The sequence below is a fragment of the Accumulibacter sp. genome, from assembly GCF_036625275.1.
GTDB lineage: Bacteria > Pseudomonadota > Gammaproteobacteria > Burkholderiales > Rhodocyclaceae > Accumulibacter.
Genome location: NZ_JAZKUD010000003.1, coordinates 1 through 14,802, shown reverse-complemented (window position 1 = coordinate 14,802; position 14,802 = coordinate 1). Strand labels below are relative to the sequence as shown.

Here is a 14,802-nt window from a genome sequence, read left to right as displayed (position 1 = left end):
ATCGTCTTGCCAGGCGCCCCCGATTCCCTGGATGTTCGCGAACTCTTGACGAGCGTTGCGCCCTCATTCACACGATGGCTGCCGGCAAGCCGGTCCAGAGGATTCCCTCGGGCAGGCTGGCGCGTCCGATACGTCCCTGAAAACCACGCACCGGCAACGCATAGCAACGCACGTCGTCATCCTGCGGTTCGATCAGCGCTTCGATCTCCTCCAGGCAGCGATCCTTGGCCGCGTTGCTCCCGACCAGCAGGAAAATGCTGTATTCAAGCGGTGAGGCGTGCCTGCACATCTCGCGATGGACGCGCGGCAGGCGGCGTGGATTGCTGATGTCGTAACCGATGACGAAAGCCTGTTCAGAAGTCATCGTCGTCCACCCCGGTGTCGGTGGCCGGGGCAGCGCTGCTTGCCGGGCATGGCGCAGGCACGGCACCCGCCAGCGAAATCGCGTTCGCCACGTCGGACACGCTCTCGGCGAGCAGCTTGCGCAGGCGTGCCGCCAGTGCCTCCCATTCGGCGTAGAAGCGTGCGCGGCCGGCCTTGCCGAGCAGGCAGCCGCTCTCCGTACTGGAAAAATCCTCCGGGCGCAGCTTCTCCGAGCGAAACAGCATCAGCGCATGCTGGTCGACCTCGACGCGCAGCGGCTCGACGAGGTCGCAGGCCAGCGACTCGCGCCCGAAGTCGAGTGCGTGGTAGAAACCGACGAACGGATCGAGCCCGGCGCCGTACAGGGCCAGTACTGCCTCGGCGTGCAGCAGCGTGTAGCCGAGCGACAGCAGCGCGTTCGCCGGATCGCGCGGCGGCCGGCGGTTGCGACCATTGAAGTGCAGGCGAGCCGGCAGCAGTTCGGCGAAACCCTCGAAGTAAGCGGCTGCACCAGCGCCTTCGAGGCCGCGCAGCGAAGCCATCGACGGCTGCTGATCGACCGCCGCGATGCTGGTCGCCAAGCGCTGCAGGCTCAGCGTCAGCGGGTAGCGCGAACCGGCTTCGCTGTCACGGCGTGCGGCGAGGAAAGCCGCCTGCGAGCGCAGCTTGGCTTCGACGATGGCGCGAGAAAAGCGCAGGCAGAAATCCGCATCAAGCGACAAGCGGTACTGCGCGACGCGACGGGCGGCGTCGTTGTGCGGACGGCCGAGCAGCATCGTCGGTACCGCCTTGCGACCCGAGAGCACCACCACGCCGATGCCGCGCTCGCCGAGCTTGCCGAGCAGCGATGAAGACACCGTCACGTCGCCGCGCAGGAACACCCGCGACAGCGGCGCCAGCGGCACCGTGCCGATGCGCTCGCCATTCTCGTAGAACACCAATGCCTCGCCATCGGCCTTGAGCGTCACCCCGCGCCGGTCCACATACAAGCTGGTCATCGCCTTCTCCTGGCCATCAGACAATCAGAAAAACATCGGTCACCGGTGCCGTCGCCCGCCCCAGCAGATCGCGCGCCATGCGCGGATCGAGCTGGAAAATGTGCGCACGGTCCTGACTCAGGTCGAGCATCCCGGCCAGCGTGTCTCGTACCTCGCGCAGTTCGGCGGCGGTCAGCCAGCACTCGAAGAACGACTTCTGGCCACCGACCTTGTAGCCGATCAGATATTTGTGCACCCGTTGCAGCCGCTTCGGCTCGCAGATGTCGTAACAGACCAGGTACAGGGTTCGTGCCGCATCGCTCATGGCGCCACGATAAGACGGCTCGGCGCGGCTGTCCGGTCTGGCAAGCTTGCCGGCCGGGCAGGGCCGGCAAACCAGAAAGCCACAAAGGGGCAAGTTTGATCCGCAGATTACTGACGGTGGGCGTCCCCGTGCAGGAGATGTTCGCCGCGCGTCTCAATCCCTTTGATTTCAGGGCTGGTTACTGACGTGGAAGAAGATGATTGAGCCCACCAATAAAACCAATGTCTCAATCCCTTTGATTTCAGGGCTGGTTACTGACGCCTTTCAATGCGCCTTATCACTAGGGCGCATTGAGTCTCAATCCCTTTGATTTCAGGGCTGGTTACTGACACAAGCCCTTAAAGAGGGCGCCGCAGCCATAGTAGGTCTCAATCCCTTTGATTTCAGGGCTGGTTACTGACTTCGCGCAAATCTGAAAGGGGGGCAGAATGCTCCTAGTCTCAATCCCTTTGATTTCAGGGCTGGTTACTGACGCACTGATGATCAGCCTACTCCAACAAGAGGGTTGGGTCTCAATCCCTTTGATTTCAGGGCTGGTTACTGACCAAGACAGGCGGAAGAGGTCGCTCGACGGGAAAAAAGTCTCAATCCCTTTGATTTCAGGGCTGGTTACTGACCGAGAGATACGCGGTGGTAATATCCGAGTTTTTGAGGTGTCTCAATCCCTTTGATTTCAGGGCTGGTTACTGACCAGTCAAGGTGCTGCTCGACGACCGCACCTTCTCGGCGTCTCAATCCCTTTGATTTCAGGGCTGGTTACTGACCTGCACCTAGGTAATTGTAGCTTGTTTTTCAACGAGTTGGCAGGGGTGTTCGCAAGTTTTCAATGGATCTGTCGAGATGTCTCCCAGCAGGCCGTCGGTGAGCGTGTATCGCCCCAGTCCAAACACGGTTTCCTTGCCGACATGCAGCCATTCTCCGAGTTGCAGCAACGGGGCGAAAGGCGCGAGCGGACCTTCGAGCCGCCAGGTTCCGACTACCCCGCCGAGGCTCATCTTCTGCTGCTGTCGCGACGAGTAGCGGGTCCAGTCGAGCCAACGGAGGTTTTGGTCCTCGCGGATGTCGGCACAGGTAGCGCGGAGCGTCGCGAAGTCATCGACCAGAGCACTCGGTGAATAAAACTCGGCAAGCAGGTTGGCGCGCCGCGCCAGCGCCATCAGCAGTGTTCGTGCCTGTAATCTGTCCGGTGGCAGGGCACGGCCGTTCTGCTGTAGGCGCAGGGGGGTTTCAAACCGGAGTGTGGCCGTGCTGATCCGCGAATCGTCGGATTCGCGGACCAGCGCAATCCCCTGGTCATGCGTCGCAATCGTGCCGACTTCGGGGCGATGAATTTCCTGATCGCCGCGCTCACTGCAATGCACGACGCGGACGAGATCCGCCGTACCGTCACCCGCACCGATGCCGCGCGCGAGGGCGCGCCGCCAGGTGAGGAGGATCAGCGGTAGTTCCTGCAATGCCCGCCCGATCAGCACCTGATGAAAAATCAGTGTCTCGCCTGCCGCCAGCACTCGACATCCCCAGTCTGACGGCTCGATGACGTAAGGTGCGGGAATCTGTGAGAACTTCTGCAGGCGGTGCGCCGGGGGAGCTGGCGGGGCGAAGATCGCCGGATACGGGCAGGTGGCGAGCAGCGGACAGCCGGCACACTCCTTCTGCCGCGTCATGCAGGCAAGCTGGCGCAGGGCATGGCCGAAGGCGCCGCGCAACATCGATCCGGCGTAGTCGGGCAGGCGGATGGTCTGCCGCACCTGGAACTCGAAGCGGTAGCGGGCGACGGGGAAGGAAGTTGCGCGGCTCGGCAGGTGCGCAGCGCTGAGGCCTTGTGGATGCCAGGGTTGCTGATCGGATCGGCGGGTGGCTGACGGTTCGAGTTCCATACGGGTCTGTCTCGTCGGCTAGAAGAGCTTTTTGCGTAAGTCTTTGAGCACCTTGCGCAAACTGATTTCGTTGGCAATGGTCCTGGCGCTCTCGTCTGCCCGCTCGCCATGCGATCGGACGCCGTGCGCGAGCGCATTGCGCAGGTTTTTGAGTTTTCCGACCGCCGGTGTCTGCTTTCTGGCTCTGTCGTAGACGTCATCACGCTCCTGAGCATCGGTGTCATTGCATTTTTCGTTGTAGCAGGCACGCGTGACGAATGACTCGTACAGGAAAGTGGCAGCGCGGAGATAGTCGCTCCGTTTGAAGTAGGCGTCGGCGAGCGAGAGTTCCCGGTCGTGGGGCGTTGGCCCGCGAAACCAGCCGATGCGCTCCTTAAGCGTCTCGCGGAAAAGTCCGCCGAGCGGCCCGTCGTGGGTCTCGATCGAATCAAACACTTGGCGAAGCTTTTCACCCGCGAGTTTCGTATTGCTCGTACGTTCGGAATAGGCAGCGGTGGCCAGCCACTCTGCACGCCGCTCGGCCATGCCGTCCTTGACCAGCAGTGGCGCGAAGACGCCGTAGTCGCCGTCCTTGTCGTAGGTAGCGAGAGCATCAACCCAGTCGAGCATGGACAGCAGGCCGCGGAGCTTGAGCACTGGCGTTTCGCTGCCGGGGGCGGGAGGCGTCATCTCCAGCGCGCCGTAATAGATTTCTTCGACTTCGACGCGAACGACTCTTGCCAGGTAGCGTGCGGCCACCAGGGCGAGCATGGGCAAGTGGCGAAAACCGTGCGTGACATCGATCCACAAGTGCTCGCCGGGCTGCAGGACGGCCGCCAGGCGACGCAGGATGTCGACTTGCTCGGTCTCGTCAAGGGCATAACGGATCAGCTGGCAGTCAACGCGGATGCCGAGCCGTTTGGCGAGTTGCAGGCGTGGCAGGTGGAGCAGGTGCTCGCTGACGTTTCCTGCGGCGACGGCGTCAATCAGGGGCAGCATGGCGTCGCCCTCGACACCTTCGCGGTCAAAGAAGATTTCCCACATGCTGCTCGGGGTGCCAAGCAGGATCAGGCGATCAGGTTTCAGGAAATTGGTCAGGGCCAGTCCGAAGAAGGTCTCGGTGTACGCGACATCTGCATTGAAGCGGTAGGTGGCCGTGCGGTAGCCCTTTCGCGGGTCGCCCTTGCCGAGAAAACTGATGAGGGTGGTCATGTTCATGCTCCGGTTCGGTGGTCGTCGAGCGTGTAGTGCCGGTGGCTTTCGGGGCGACTGGCTTGTCGGCGGTGGCTCATGCTTCGAGCGTCGCCAGCCAGGTCTGGAATTGCTGCTTACGTTCCTTGTTGCCTGGCGGGCCGGTCCATCTGATGACCTCGCGCAGCAGCCCGGCGGCTTCGCGGCGCGCCGTCGGGCCTTGCCATTCAATCGCCTGCTGGAAGAGCTTCAACCGCTCCTGGTCGATGGGCGAGCCGGCCTGGTACCTTCCCTTTGCCTTGGCACTTTCGAAGGCGACGCGCAAGACCGCGATGCTGCCACGCGCGGCTTCCAGTTCCCGGTCTTCGGACGAAAGTAGCGCGCGGCGCTTGGCCTCGGCTGCTGCTGCCGCCTGCTGACGCTTTTGATCCTCCACCCGCCGGCGCTCGTCCGCTGCCACCGGGTCTTCGGCCAGCGCGCCGTAGCCGACTGTGGTCTTGGCACCGAAACCCAGCCAGGCGAAGGCGTGTTCGATGATCCGGTCGAGGGTGGTCTTCCAGTCGGGGCATTCTACCGGCAGGCGTGCGGGATCGCAGGTGAGCACGAAGCGGAAGGCGGAGCGCGCGGGGACAGCCAGAAAGGGAATCGGATTGGGTTTGCCGGCGTCGTGTGGCGTGCCCTTGTTCTGGTAGTAGTCGCCGAAGTGGGGGGTCATGATCTCGACGACGAGGCTGTCGCCGAACGGTTGCGGAAAGACATCCCAGCAGGTCAGCGCGCCACGTCGAGCGTCGGCGTTCTGCAGTTCCTGGCCGAACAGCGCGTCGATCAGCGGCGGCGTGATTTCGCCGTCGCCGTCGTCGTAAAGCTCGTTCGCCGCCTGCCGCAGCACGCCCTTGACGCTGCTGCCGGCAAGGTAGGGCAGGCCGTAGGGTGAGAGAAAAGCAAAGCCGTTGTCGACCGGGTGTTCGAGCCCGAGTCCGGTGGCGAAGGGGGCGGTCGACACCGCGTCGATGATCTGGCGCTGTTCTTCGGGCAGGGCTGCCGCGAGGGCCTTCTGGCGCGCGCGCAGCGCTCGCAATACCACCGCTGCGTCACCCAGGGCGAGACAAGCGCGCAAGGCGTCGGCCTTGCCGTTCTTGGTGATCAGCCAGTTGCCCTCCTGCCAGATCTCGAAGTAGAGGTTGAAGCGATGGCCGGGCGGGCAGTTGCGGAAGCCGGCGGCGCTATCCCGGACATATTTGGGCACGGCGGCGACGTTCATTGTGCGCCCTTCATGGCATCCGCGAACTGGCGCAGCCAGCGGAGCATGGCCAGTGTTTCGTCGGTGGCGCGCATCAGGCTCTGTGCGTCGGCCTTGAAAAACCCGTTCATCGCCAATGCGAAATCGGCAGGAACGATCTGACGCTTCGCCAGCCAGCCGAGCACGTCTTCGAGAAGGACCGATGCGGCGCGTTCGTTGCTGCCGGTGCGCGAGCGGTAGTAGGCAAGCGTGGCCATCAGCCCGTTGCCCATGATCAGTGCGGGAGCGCCCTTGACCATCTCGCGGTAGCCGTCAACCACGGTGTTGCGGTTCGCACGTTCCCAGGCGTATTGCGCACGCCGTTGGTCGAGGGTGTTCATCGACGGTCTCCCGCGGCGGCGTGGATGACGATCAGGCCGCGGCCGGTGGTCGCGTCGCCGCCGACCTGTAGCAGATGGTCGAGCAGCCCGTGACGCTCGCCCTGGTCATGGAGCACAGCGGCGAGCACGCGCTTGGCGTCGAGGAGATCTTCCCTGTCCGGACCCTTGCGGCGCTCGACGCTGGCAAGTATCAGGCCGGCGAGAAGCGTCTCGGGCGGCAGGTTCTCGGTGTAGAACAGCGCGCCATCGGCCGCCGTGCCGGTCTTGTCGTCGATTTTGACGTGCGCTTCGACAACGGTCGCATTGCGGACGAAATGCCCGAACTCGGTGTCCGAGAGCACGACGAAGTCATTTTTCAGTTTGTTGCGGAAGAATTCATGTTCGTCACCGGGTGGCAGGGCGTTCGAAGCCAGCCAGACGGCGATGTCGGTGACTTTGGCGTCAGCTTCTCCGGCGAAATCGAACACTTCGAGCAGCAGGCGCTTGTCGGTCAAGATGGCCGCATTCGCAAGTCGAGCGTTGCCTTCGTCGACGCTCGGCACGGCCCATTCCGCAGCGCTTCCGGCGAGGCGTTTGAGTCGTGCCAGGGCGCTCGGGCAGGTGGCGTGCACGAAGGTGTTCTTCAGCGAGCGCACCGGGAAGGTGACCAGCGTGGCATCACTGAAGGCGATCGCGCCGGCATGGTCGGAGGCGTTCCGCTCGGGTCCGAACAGGCGGTTGATCAGCGCGCTGTCCTGCCAGGTGCGCGTGAAGTGGTGCCGCACCGCGCCCTTGAGGCCGGAGCCGGCGATCAGCGGATGGCCGGTATGGACTTCGCGCTGAATCGGGTTGTCGATGACGCCGATCGCCTGACCGGCGCCCATGTGCACGGGGCTGACGCAGGAGTAGAAAACGAGTTGCTGGGCTTCGAACATGGAGTTGGCCTTTCGTCGGGGATCAGGTTGCAGCGGGGGCATTGCATTGGCGAGTCGGGAGCGAAACCGTCACGGTGAATTTCTCCTCCAAAGTCCTAGCCAGGCGCGGTTGAAACCTTCCGCGCGGCGTTGTCGGTCAGGATTATCGCCCCACAGCCCGCCGGCGACCCATTCGGCAAGCTTGCCGGCATCGCCGGCGAAGTCGTCGAACCAGTACACGCTGCCGGCCGGGGCCACCCGCTGGGCGGTCTTGGGTTGCTGCCGCGCGAGGTCCCAGCCGGAGATGGTGTCGAAGCGCGGGACAGCCGCGCAGGCGAGACGCGCCGAGAAGCCGTCGCCCTGCAGTCGGTAGTCCCCGGCGGTGCCGGAGTGCGTGACACCTTCGGGCAGCCAGCCACCGGCGAATACGCCGGGCGTCGCGAGGATGATCCGGAAGCGGCCGCTGGCGGCGATGTCTTGCGTGGGTACAACGGGTGCGGTGAAGGTAATGGCGTGGTGGCGTGCGCCCTTGCCGTCGCCACCGAGTCGCAGGTGACCTGATTTCGGCAACTGGCCAGCGTCTCCCTCGCAGCCGACGAGGAAGCCGACGGCCTGGTCGAGGGCGATCGCTTCGCTGGTATACAGCGCGCCGTCGATGGCCGTTCGCGAGCCATGGTCGAGAGCGATGCCCAGCCGGGTTTCGCGTTTGAAGAGATCCGCGCTGCTCAGGGTGCGCGCCGGCAGTTCGCCGCGCAGGTGCGCCGCCAGCCCGGCAGCGTCGAGCCAGCGGCCGGCCTGTGGCTTGGCCTGCCTGGCAATACGCAGGTGGGCGACAAGTGGCAACTCGCCGCTGGCCCGGCAGCCGGGCGATGGCGCAGTCGGCTGCAGGGTGAGCAGCGATGCGGCACCGGGGGGGGCATCGAAGGCGACGAGGTCGGCCGGTAGCGGCACGATCGCCTGCGGCGCGCCGGCCTCGGCGCCGAGAATGGCGAGCGACAGCCAATGGATGGCAAAGCTGCCCGGCTCATCACGGTTGCCGAGCACCGCGCCCAGCTCGCCGGCGAGTCGGTCGCCGGCCTGCGCGAAGCTTGCGAGTTGGCTGGCGTCCTTGCCAAGCAGCGCCGAGCGGAAGGCGCCGGCGAAGAGTGATGGCCAGGGTGGCATGACGGCTTCGCCGTGTTGGCCGTCACCACCAAAGGACTTGTTGCCGCGGATCATCAGCACGTCGAGCGGCTGAACGAAGTGGTAGGTGCTCATCGAGGTGCTCCTGCTTGTGCGGCAATCTGGCCGAAGGCGCGGCCGTTGCGGGCGAAGAATTCGGCGGTGACCAGCAATTCGCCGAGGACGCGCGCCGTTTCCGATGGCTTGGCACTTTCGCGACAGGCCAGGTCGACGAACTCCCGTGCGTGCTGCACCACACCGCCCTGCCTCTCGATCTGCCAGGCGAGATTGCGGGCCAGCATCTGCCGCCAGGCTTCGTCGCTGGTGCCGTCGCGGCTGCGTTCCGGCAGGCCGGACAGCCATTCGAGGGCGTTGTACACGGCACGTCGCGAAACCTGGGGCTGTGCGAGCGTTTCGGCGAAGCGCAGCAGTAGTCCCAAGGCGGTATCGGCCAGCCGCGGTGCTGAGGGCGTTGTCCCTGCGGCCTGCGCCATGTCCCAGAAGCGGCTGGTGACGCCGACTTCGCCGCCGCCGCGCTTGATGAGCTGCAGGCAGAAAGCGTTTCGGCCATGCGCCTTGGCCGCTGCTTCGGCGCGGCGCAACTTGCGCAGCACGGCCGACAGTGGCGCCTGGTGGTGGGCAACCACGGCGCCGATGCTGGCGCTGGCACGGCTGCCCATCATCGGCATCAGGCGGCCCTTGAGGCGGGCGTAGCCCTTCTTGAGTTGCAGATCCCTGACGTCGATGGCGCCCGGCAAGCCGCTCAAGTCGGCGCTGCCGCTCCAGGCGGCGCGCAGCAGGAGCATCGCCGGCAGCAGGTCGTCGACCGAGAGCATGGCCAGAACATCGTCGCCGCCGGCATAGAGCAGCTTGCCTTTGCAGACGTTTTCGACGATATGTCGGGCGACGTGCGTCGAGAAGTCGTTGAGCGCCGCGGAGATGGCGGCGTGGCGAGCCGGGGAGGCCGGCCGCGATGAGTCCAGATAGGCGGCGACCGCCGCGTCGCCACGGAATGGATCGAGCGACGCGCGGACCTGTGGGTGCCAGGTGGCCGGGAAGCGACATTGATAGTCGGGGTCATTGCCGGCCAGCCAGGCGCCCATGTGGTCGCCGTCCATCTGGATCAGCGCGTAGTAGGTTTCGGGTCTGGCGCCGAGCAGTCTGGTGATGTCATCCGCAAGACGCCCTTCGGCCGCGTCGTCGCGAGCGTCGTCGAGGGCCGATGGCAGGCGCTTGACGATGTCCATGACCGTGGCTGGCCGCAGCGACGACAGGCGCCGGTGCAGCGAATTCGGCAGTGCCACCGGCTGATGGTCGTGGATGGCGAATTTGCGCGACAGCGCGCTGAGCCTTTCGAGCGTTTCCGGTGAGAAGGCGTCCGCGAGGTGATCCAGCGACGTTGCCAGTGCCATGGTGTGCGTGCTGATCACGAAACGTGCTGGCTTGTCCGCCAGCAACTCGCCCAGCCCTTCGACGAACAGCGTTGGCCACAGGCGTTTGAGCGTGCATACGCCGCACAGATGTTCGCCCTTGCGGATGCCGAACCGGCCGGCCTCTGCCTTGCGCAGCCAGGGCGTCTCGCGACGCTCGCCGGCCGGGATATGCAGTTGCGCGGCCTTCTCGGTGAGCCATTCGCGTTCACCGCACAGCGTGCAGCGGTGGCCGTGCTGTGGCAGCGGCGCAAAGGGACGCAGGCTCTTGGCAGCGGCGAGGCTGCGTTCGGCCAGTTCGTGCACGGCGGGATAGACGATGCCGGCGTTCGGTTTGAAGAATTCGGCGCCGTCGATCCGGACTTCGCGGTTGAGCACTTTCCAGACTTCTTCTCCGAACAGGCTGCCGGTGCCGTAGCCAGCCAGCGCCTGCCGTAGCCGATCGGCATCGGGCAGGCGGTCGCCGTCGCTGCCGATCGGCCATTCGGCGATGGCCCATTGCGCTTCGGGAAAACCGGCGAGTTGGCTGTCGAGTTGCTCCTGCCAGTGTTGCCCCTGGTCACGGTCATCAAGGACGTGCTGCGCCGCTGCTGCGGCCCAGGCGCGTGCCGCGTCCCGAACCGCTTCGACGACCTGCCGCGTGAGCTGCTCGGCCTGGCGTGCGGGTACGATGGCCATGAACTTGTTGGGCAGTGTCGCGGCGAACAGCGGGTTGGCGTCGGTGGCGCGGTGCAGCCAATCGGCGCCGATGGTGGTGAAGCGCTGGCGCCACTGCGCGCCGTGGCCCGTCGCGTCGGCAACTTCGAGCAGCCAGCGGTCGACCGCGGCGACGCCGCGCAGGTTGGGGAAGGCGATGGCGTCAGGCCCGAGCGCTGCGCAGATGACCTTGAGACCTTCCCAGACCAGCGACGACAGCAGGTGCGATCCCGCCCACAGGTCGGAAGTCGAACGGGCCTGGGCGATGAAGCCCTGGACGGGGCCGAAGCTCATGCTGAGCAGGGCCGGTTCGTCGTCGGCGAGCGCACCGGTGAGCGCCGAAACGGTGTCCAGGTGCGTCCAGATCGAGTGGTCGGGGACGCGGGTGTCGGCCGGCAGGACGCGCCAGAGATCGCCGATTTCCGGCGCGACGAGGGCAGGCTCCGGGCCGAAACGCCAGAAGGCGAGATAGGTCAGCCGCAGGTCCGGTTTGCCGTCGGTGTCGCGTTCGATCAGGTCGCTGAAGTGTTCGAGGCTGACCGTGCGGATATGCTTCGCGGCGATGTCATCCAGACTGCCGAGGTCGATTTCTTCGCCGGACAGCGGGTGGATCAGCACCGGCTGATTGGCGAAGCGGACGTTGGCCCACGCGGGCCGCTTCCGGCCAGGTTCGCATGGCCATTGCGGCCGGTCGGCCGCCGCGGCGAACCGGTCGGCGCGCTTGTCGAAATTGGCGCCGTTGATGTCGAGCAGGTTGCGAAGCGTTTTTACCGAACCGTGTTCGTGGCCGACGTCGTCGCGCATCAGGACCAGCGCCTTTTCCGCCGGGTCGTGCAGCCAGGCGGCGAGTTTCTTTTTCCAGAGGTTGTTCATTTTGGGGCTCCAAGTCGATTCATCATTTTGCCGATGTTCTGATGAATAGCCGCCCAGATGTCGATCTGATAGCGATTGATCCACTGTTGATCGCTTGACGATAGTTTGTCGAACAGAATCCGGGGAACCGCGCAGGGCAGATGGACCGCGACCGGCACCAGTCCTTGCCCGGTTTCTACGACCTTCAGGCGTAGCGACCCTGCGATCCGTTCATCGTTGCCCCAGCGTCTGTTGTTCGCTTTGGTTACCGGGTAGGCAATCAACTGGTTGGCGGAAATGTCTTCATTCCGCCCAAAGTGCTTTGCAGCAGCCCGGATGTCTCGTCGTAAGGTGGCGAGGAAAAACACAGCCTCTCTCCAGTTCCTGAACGTCGCTCCGTCCTTTCTTCCCACCCAGACCAGCGGACCCAGGTCGTCCTTGCCGATTGCATGCGGCCAGTCGCGATCGGCCGTGAAGCATCCGCGGAACGGTTGGCAGTAAGCCGTCAAGTCGTTAGGAGATGGCGGCAGTCGGGGGATGGAGTTGCCTTGAAATGTGATCGACCCCCAGCCGTTGCGCGAGCGGCTACCAATGCCGCCAAACCACGAAGCCAACCGGATTGCCTGACGAACTTCGTCGATCTGGCTTCCGGTAACAGTTCGCGCAAACAGGACCGACAGTTCGTTGCGCTGGTTCGCTTGTGGGTCGATGGCTAACCGTTCGACCGTGGGTTCGGGACGCCCGAGATTTCTGCTGGCCGGTGCAATCGGCCCAAAACCAAGATAAACATCGGCCCGAACACGTCCTTGTCCGACCTGGATCTGGCCGATCTCACGTCGTGGCCAAGCGGTATTGCTCAGTTGGCCTGCGGCCCAATCTTTCAATCGTAGTTTCACTAGGGACTGGTGTGAGTTGTTGTCGGAGGCGCTGCCAAAGAGGTTGTTCTCGGCCTCCCGTAGTCCGTCGGGTCCGTCGACGCTGAAACCGACCTGGGGTGCCTTGACCACTCGCCACCACTGGCGAATCAGTGCCTTGATCGGCGGTGTGCGCCACTGCGCCTGCTGTGCGGCATCGCCGACGAAGGCGGGCGTCGCGAAGCTGAGGTTGTACGCGAGGGGAGTTCTTGTCATGACTTTTTCCTCATTGGTTCCGGATGGTGGGTCGGATGCAGACCTGAGAGACGGCCATTAGCTGGAGTCCGCGACAGCATAACGGCTATTGCGAACACGTTGAGCAACGGCAAGCTTGTCGGTTGTCGATTGCCATGAGCCGACGCATTGGATCAGGGCTCGCGGCACCGGCAGACAGTGCGCTCACCCTCGTACCGCCGTTTCGAGGATGTCGTAACGGATCGCGCTCGGTCGCAGACCGAGGCTATAGCGACGCGGCCGGCGGCCACCGTCGCTGATCAGGTAAGGCCTGGCGGCGGGGCCGAGTTCGCGCCCGAGAATTTTCCTGAGCTTGGAGAGGTGTGCGGAAAAATAGGCGCCGTCCATTCCCTTGCGCAACGCCCGCTCGGTGCCGTCGAGGTCGCCCAGTGGCCCGGCGATCGAGCGCAGCTCGACGAGGTAGCGATTCTTCCACTCGGCGTCAGGGCTTTCCTTCGCCGGTGCCGGCAACGGCGCTTCGCCGCGTAGCGCGCGCCGGGCGAAGACGCTGAGCAATGCGAGTTCGGCCGGTGGCAGCGGGAAGGTCTTGCCGGCGGCACGGATGCGCCGCGCTGCCAGGTCGATCTGCAGTTCTGCCGGCGCTAGAGCGTGGCGCGCCGCTTCGACGGTTTCGTTGTAGCTCGCGCGGCCGGTGAGCAGCGCTTCGGGAAGGCCGTGACGCAGGCTGACGAAGGGCAGCTCGGCGAGCGTGATCTGCGCTTGTGCGCTATCGACGAGGCGGCCGCCGGGCATTTCGAGAACGTGACTGGTCGGCGTCGGGTAGTAGAAGCTGAGGCTGGCTTCGAAGGGCTCGGAAACCAGGACATGCGACAACTTGTCCTGCGGGCGGCCGTAGAGCGACAGCGCATAACCGAGGAAGAAGCCCATTGTCTTGCGGCCACCGGCGATCGAGACATGGAGCGCGCAATCCGGGTCGGCGGTGAACTCGCGGATGATGCCGGTGATGCCGTCGGCAGCGCGGCGGTTGTCTTCCGGCGAGCGGATGTCTTCGAGCGGTTTGCCGTTGGCGTCCTCGAGAACGTGGATGGTGTCGACGCTGAAATGGATCGGCGGCAGCGCGTAGTCGCGGCTGAGACGATGGAACCAGCCCGGTTCTTCCGAAAGCAACGCCAGGCGGGCTTTTTCGGCGCCGCTGCGCGTGCTGATCAGGTGGATTTCGGTGGGAATGAACACACTCGCTGTTGGCGAGACGGCCAGGGCGTAAAGGGTCTCGGTGACGATCTGCGGCGACAGGCCGGTGACGGCAATCAGGATGCGGCGAGGATATTCGTGGGGGTTTTCTCGGGCGTTGGGCATCGTCTTGTCTGGGCGGGTAGGAACAATCGGTCATTGTCCATGTTTTCCTCCGGCAGGGACGGATGACAAGCTTGCGGTGGTCAGGCTGGCCGGTTGGTGGCGATCAGACTGCAAGTCGGTATGCCGAGCACGGTCTCAGAATACTTTACTTCCATGCGCCAGCCGCTGGTAAGCTTGAGCGATGGTCTTTCGCAGAGGGGCTGAGGCCATGCTCAGACTGGATTTTACGGAAGCGCAAATGCGGGCTTTGGATTCAGAGCGATTTCACCATCAGCACCCACGGGTGCGACGGAAGAGGGAAGTCCTATGGCGGACGGCACACCGACGGTGCTGCGCGACCGCCAATCCGATCAATGGAGCCAGTCCTCTACGGTTAACCCCGATACCCGCGCGAACTCCCCGACGTTGTTCGTGACCACCGTCGCATTCAACATCAGGGCATGGCCCGCGATCAGCGTATCCAGCGGGCCGATGGGTGTGCCTCTGGCCTTGAGAAAGGCGCGTACCGCGCCATGGCGCCGAGACGCGGCATCATCGAAGGGGGCCACATCGAAGATGGCCAGGAACCGTTCAAGTTTCAACCAAAAATGGGAAATCCCCCGGCTCTGCCGGGGGACTGGAAAAGTTTGACATTTCAGGGGGTCCATCAGGAAGCTTCAAGCCGTGAGCCGCCAAGCACATGACTGTAGAGAATCCCGATGGACGGCTCCGAAAGCCTATAAGGCATTAATTCTACTTTTCCACATTGCTAAAACGGTTTAAATACAGGCTGTTGAGCCACATATCTAATGCTCTACCACATAAGGAGTATGACGATGAAATCGCCAAATTTATTTATTTGGGATCGGGCGTGCGGTGGCCAGTTGCTGCGAGAATCTGACCAGCCATTTTCAGTCGTTCCGAGAGTGCTTCCGCCGTAAAACGCGCAGCACGGCCGAGCAAGCGGAACAGTACTTGCGGGGCCTTTTTCAAA

13 protein-coding genes and 1 CRISPR repeat array are annotated in these 14,802 nt (G+C 64.0%); all 13 genes read right to left on the bottom strand.

Translation table 11 applies throughout. The features are described from left to right. Window positions 1-67 precede the first annotated feature (67 nt). Window positions 68-364 (bottom strand): CRISPR-associated endonuclease Cas2, encoded by a 297-nt coding sequence (locus V5B39_RS02505; protein ID WP_332341199.1) that lies wholly within the window; start codon window positions 362-364, stop codon window positions 68-70. Continuing rightward, on the bottom strand, window positions 354-1,361 hold the full coding sequence (gene cas1, locus V5B39_RS02500; protein WP_332341197.1) for a CRISPR-associated endonuclease Cas1: 1,008 nt from the start codon (window positions 1,359-1,361) through the stop codon (window positions 354-356). Before cas1 ends, V5B39_RS02505 begins: the two co-directional genes overlap by 11 nt. 16 nt (window positions 1,362-1,377) lie before the next feature. Beyond that, on the bottom strand, window positions 1,378-1,665 hold the full coding sequence (cas2, locus tag V5B39_RS02495) for a CRISPR-associated endonuclease Cas2 (protein ID WP_332341195.1): 288 nt from the start codon (window positions 1,663-1,665) through the stop codon (window positions 1,378-1,380). 150 nt (window positions 1,666-1,815) lie between these two features. Next, window positions 1,816-2,429: direct repeats of the CRISPR family, unit length 36 nt; unit sequence GTCTCAATCCCTTTGATTTCAGGGCTGGTTACTGAC. Between the two features lie 6 nt (window positions 2,430-2,435). Further along, window positions 2,436-3,542, bottom strand: a complete 1,107-nt coding sequence (gene cas6, locus V5B39_RS02490) for a CRISPR system precrRNA processing endoribonuclease RAMP protein Cas6 (RefSeq protein WP_332341194.1) — start codon at window positions 3,540-3,542, stop codon at window positions 2,436-2,438. Between the two features lie 18 nt (window positions 3,543-3,560). Continuing rightward, complete coding sequence (gene csx2 / locus V5B39_RS02485; RefSeq protein WP_332341192.1) at window positions 3,561-4,733, bottom strand: TIGR02221 family CRISPR-associated protein; 1,173 nt, start codon at window positions 4,731-4,733, stop codon at window positions 3,561-3,563. Between the two features lie 76 nt (window positions 4,734-4,809). Then, window positions 4,810-5,973 (bottom strand): type III-B CRISPR module RAMP protein Cmr6, encoded by a 1,164-nt coding sequence (gene cmr6, locus V5B39_RS02480; protein ID WP_332341191.1) that lies wholly within the window; start codon window positions 5,971-5,973, stop codon window positions 4,810-4,812. Next, window positions 5,970-6,332, bottom strand: a complete 363-nt coding sequence (gene cmr5, locus V5B39_RS02475; RefSeq protein ID WP_332341189.1) for a type III-B CRISPR module-associated protein Cmr5 — start codon at window positions 6,330-6,332, stop codon at window positions 5,970-5,972. The genes cmr6 and cmr5 overlap by 4 nt, the downstream gene beginning before the upstream one ends. After that, window positions 6,329-7,246 carry a type III-B CRISPR module RAMP protein Cmr4 gene (gene cmr4, locus V5B39_RS02470; protein ID WP_332341188.1) on the bottom strand — a complete coding sequence of 306 codons (918 nt, stop codon included), beginning with the start codon at window positions 7,244-7,246 and terminating at the stop codon, window positions 6,329-6,331. The genes cmr5 and cmr4 overlap by 4 nt, the downstream gene beginning before the upstream one ends. 69 nt (window positions 7,247-7,315) lie before the next feature. Next, on the bottom strand, window positions 7,316-8,482 hold the full coding sequence (locus tag V5B39_RS02465; RefSeq protein WP_332341187.1) for a type III-B CRISPR module-associated Cmr3 family protein: 1,167 nt from the start codon (window positions 8,480-8,482) through the stop codon (window positions 7,316-7,318). Next, the gene (cas10, locus tag V5B39_RS02460) at window positions 8,479-11,385 is read right to left on the bottom strand and encodes a type III-B CRISPR-associated protein Cas10/Cmr2 (RefSeq protein WP_332341185.1); all 2,907 of its coding nucleotides are present in this window, start codon (window positions 11,383-11,385) and stop codon (window positions 8,479-8,481) included. Before cas10 ends, V5B39_RS02465 begins: the two co-directional genes overlap by 4 nt. After that, on the bottom strand, window positions 11,382-12,494 hold the full coding sequence (locus tag V5B39_RS02455; protein ID WP_332341184.1) for an RAMP superfamily CRISPR-associated protein: 1,113 nt from the start codon (window positions 12,492-12,494) through the stop codon (window positions 11,382-11,384). The genes cas10 and V5B39_RS02455 overlap by 4 nt, the downstream gene beginning before the upstream one ends. Before the next feature lie 183 nt (window positions 12,495-12,677). Then, on the bottom strand, window positions 12,678-13,829 hold the full coding sequence (gene csm6 / locus V5B39_RS02450; RefSeq protein ID WP_332341181.1) for a CRISPR-associated ring nuclease Csm6: 1,152 nt from the start codon (window positions 13,827-13,829) through the stop codon (window positions 12,678-12,680). A 350-nt stretch (window positions 13,830-14,179) separates the two neighbouring features. After that, window positions 14,180-14,476 (bottom strand): PIN domain-containing protein, encoded by a 297-nt coding sequence (locus V5B39_RS02445; protein ID WP_332341180.1) that lies wholly within the window; start codon window positions 14,474-14,476, stop codon window positions 14,180-14,182. Between the last annotated feature and the right edge of the window lie 326 nt (window positions 14,477-14,802).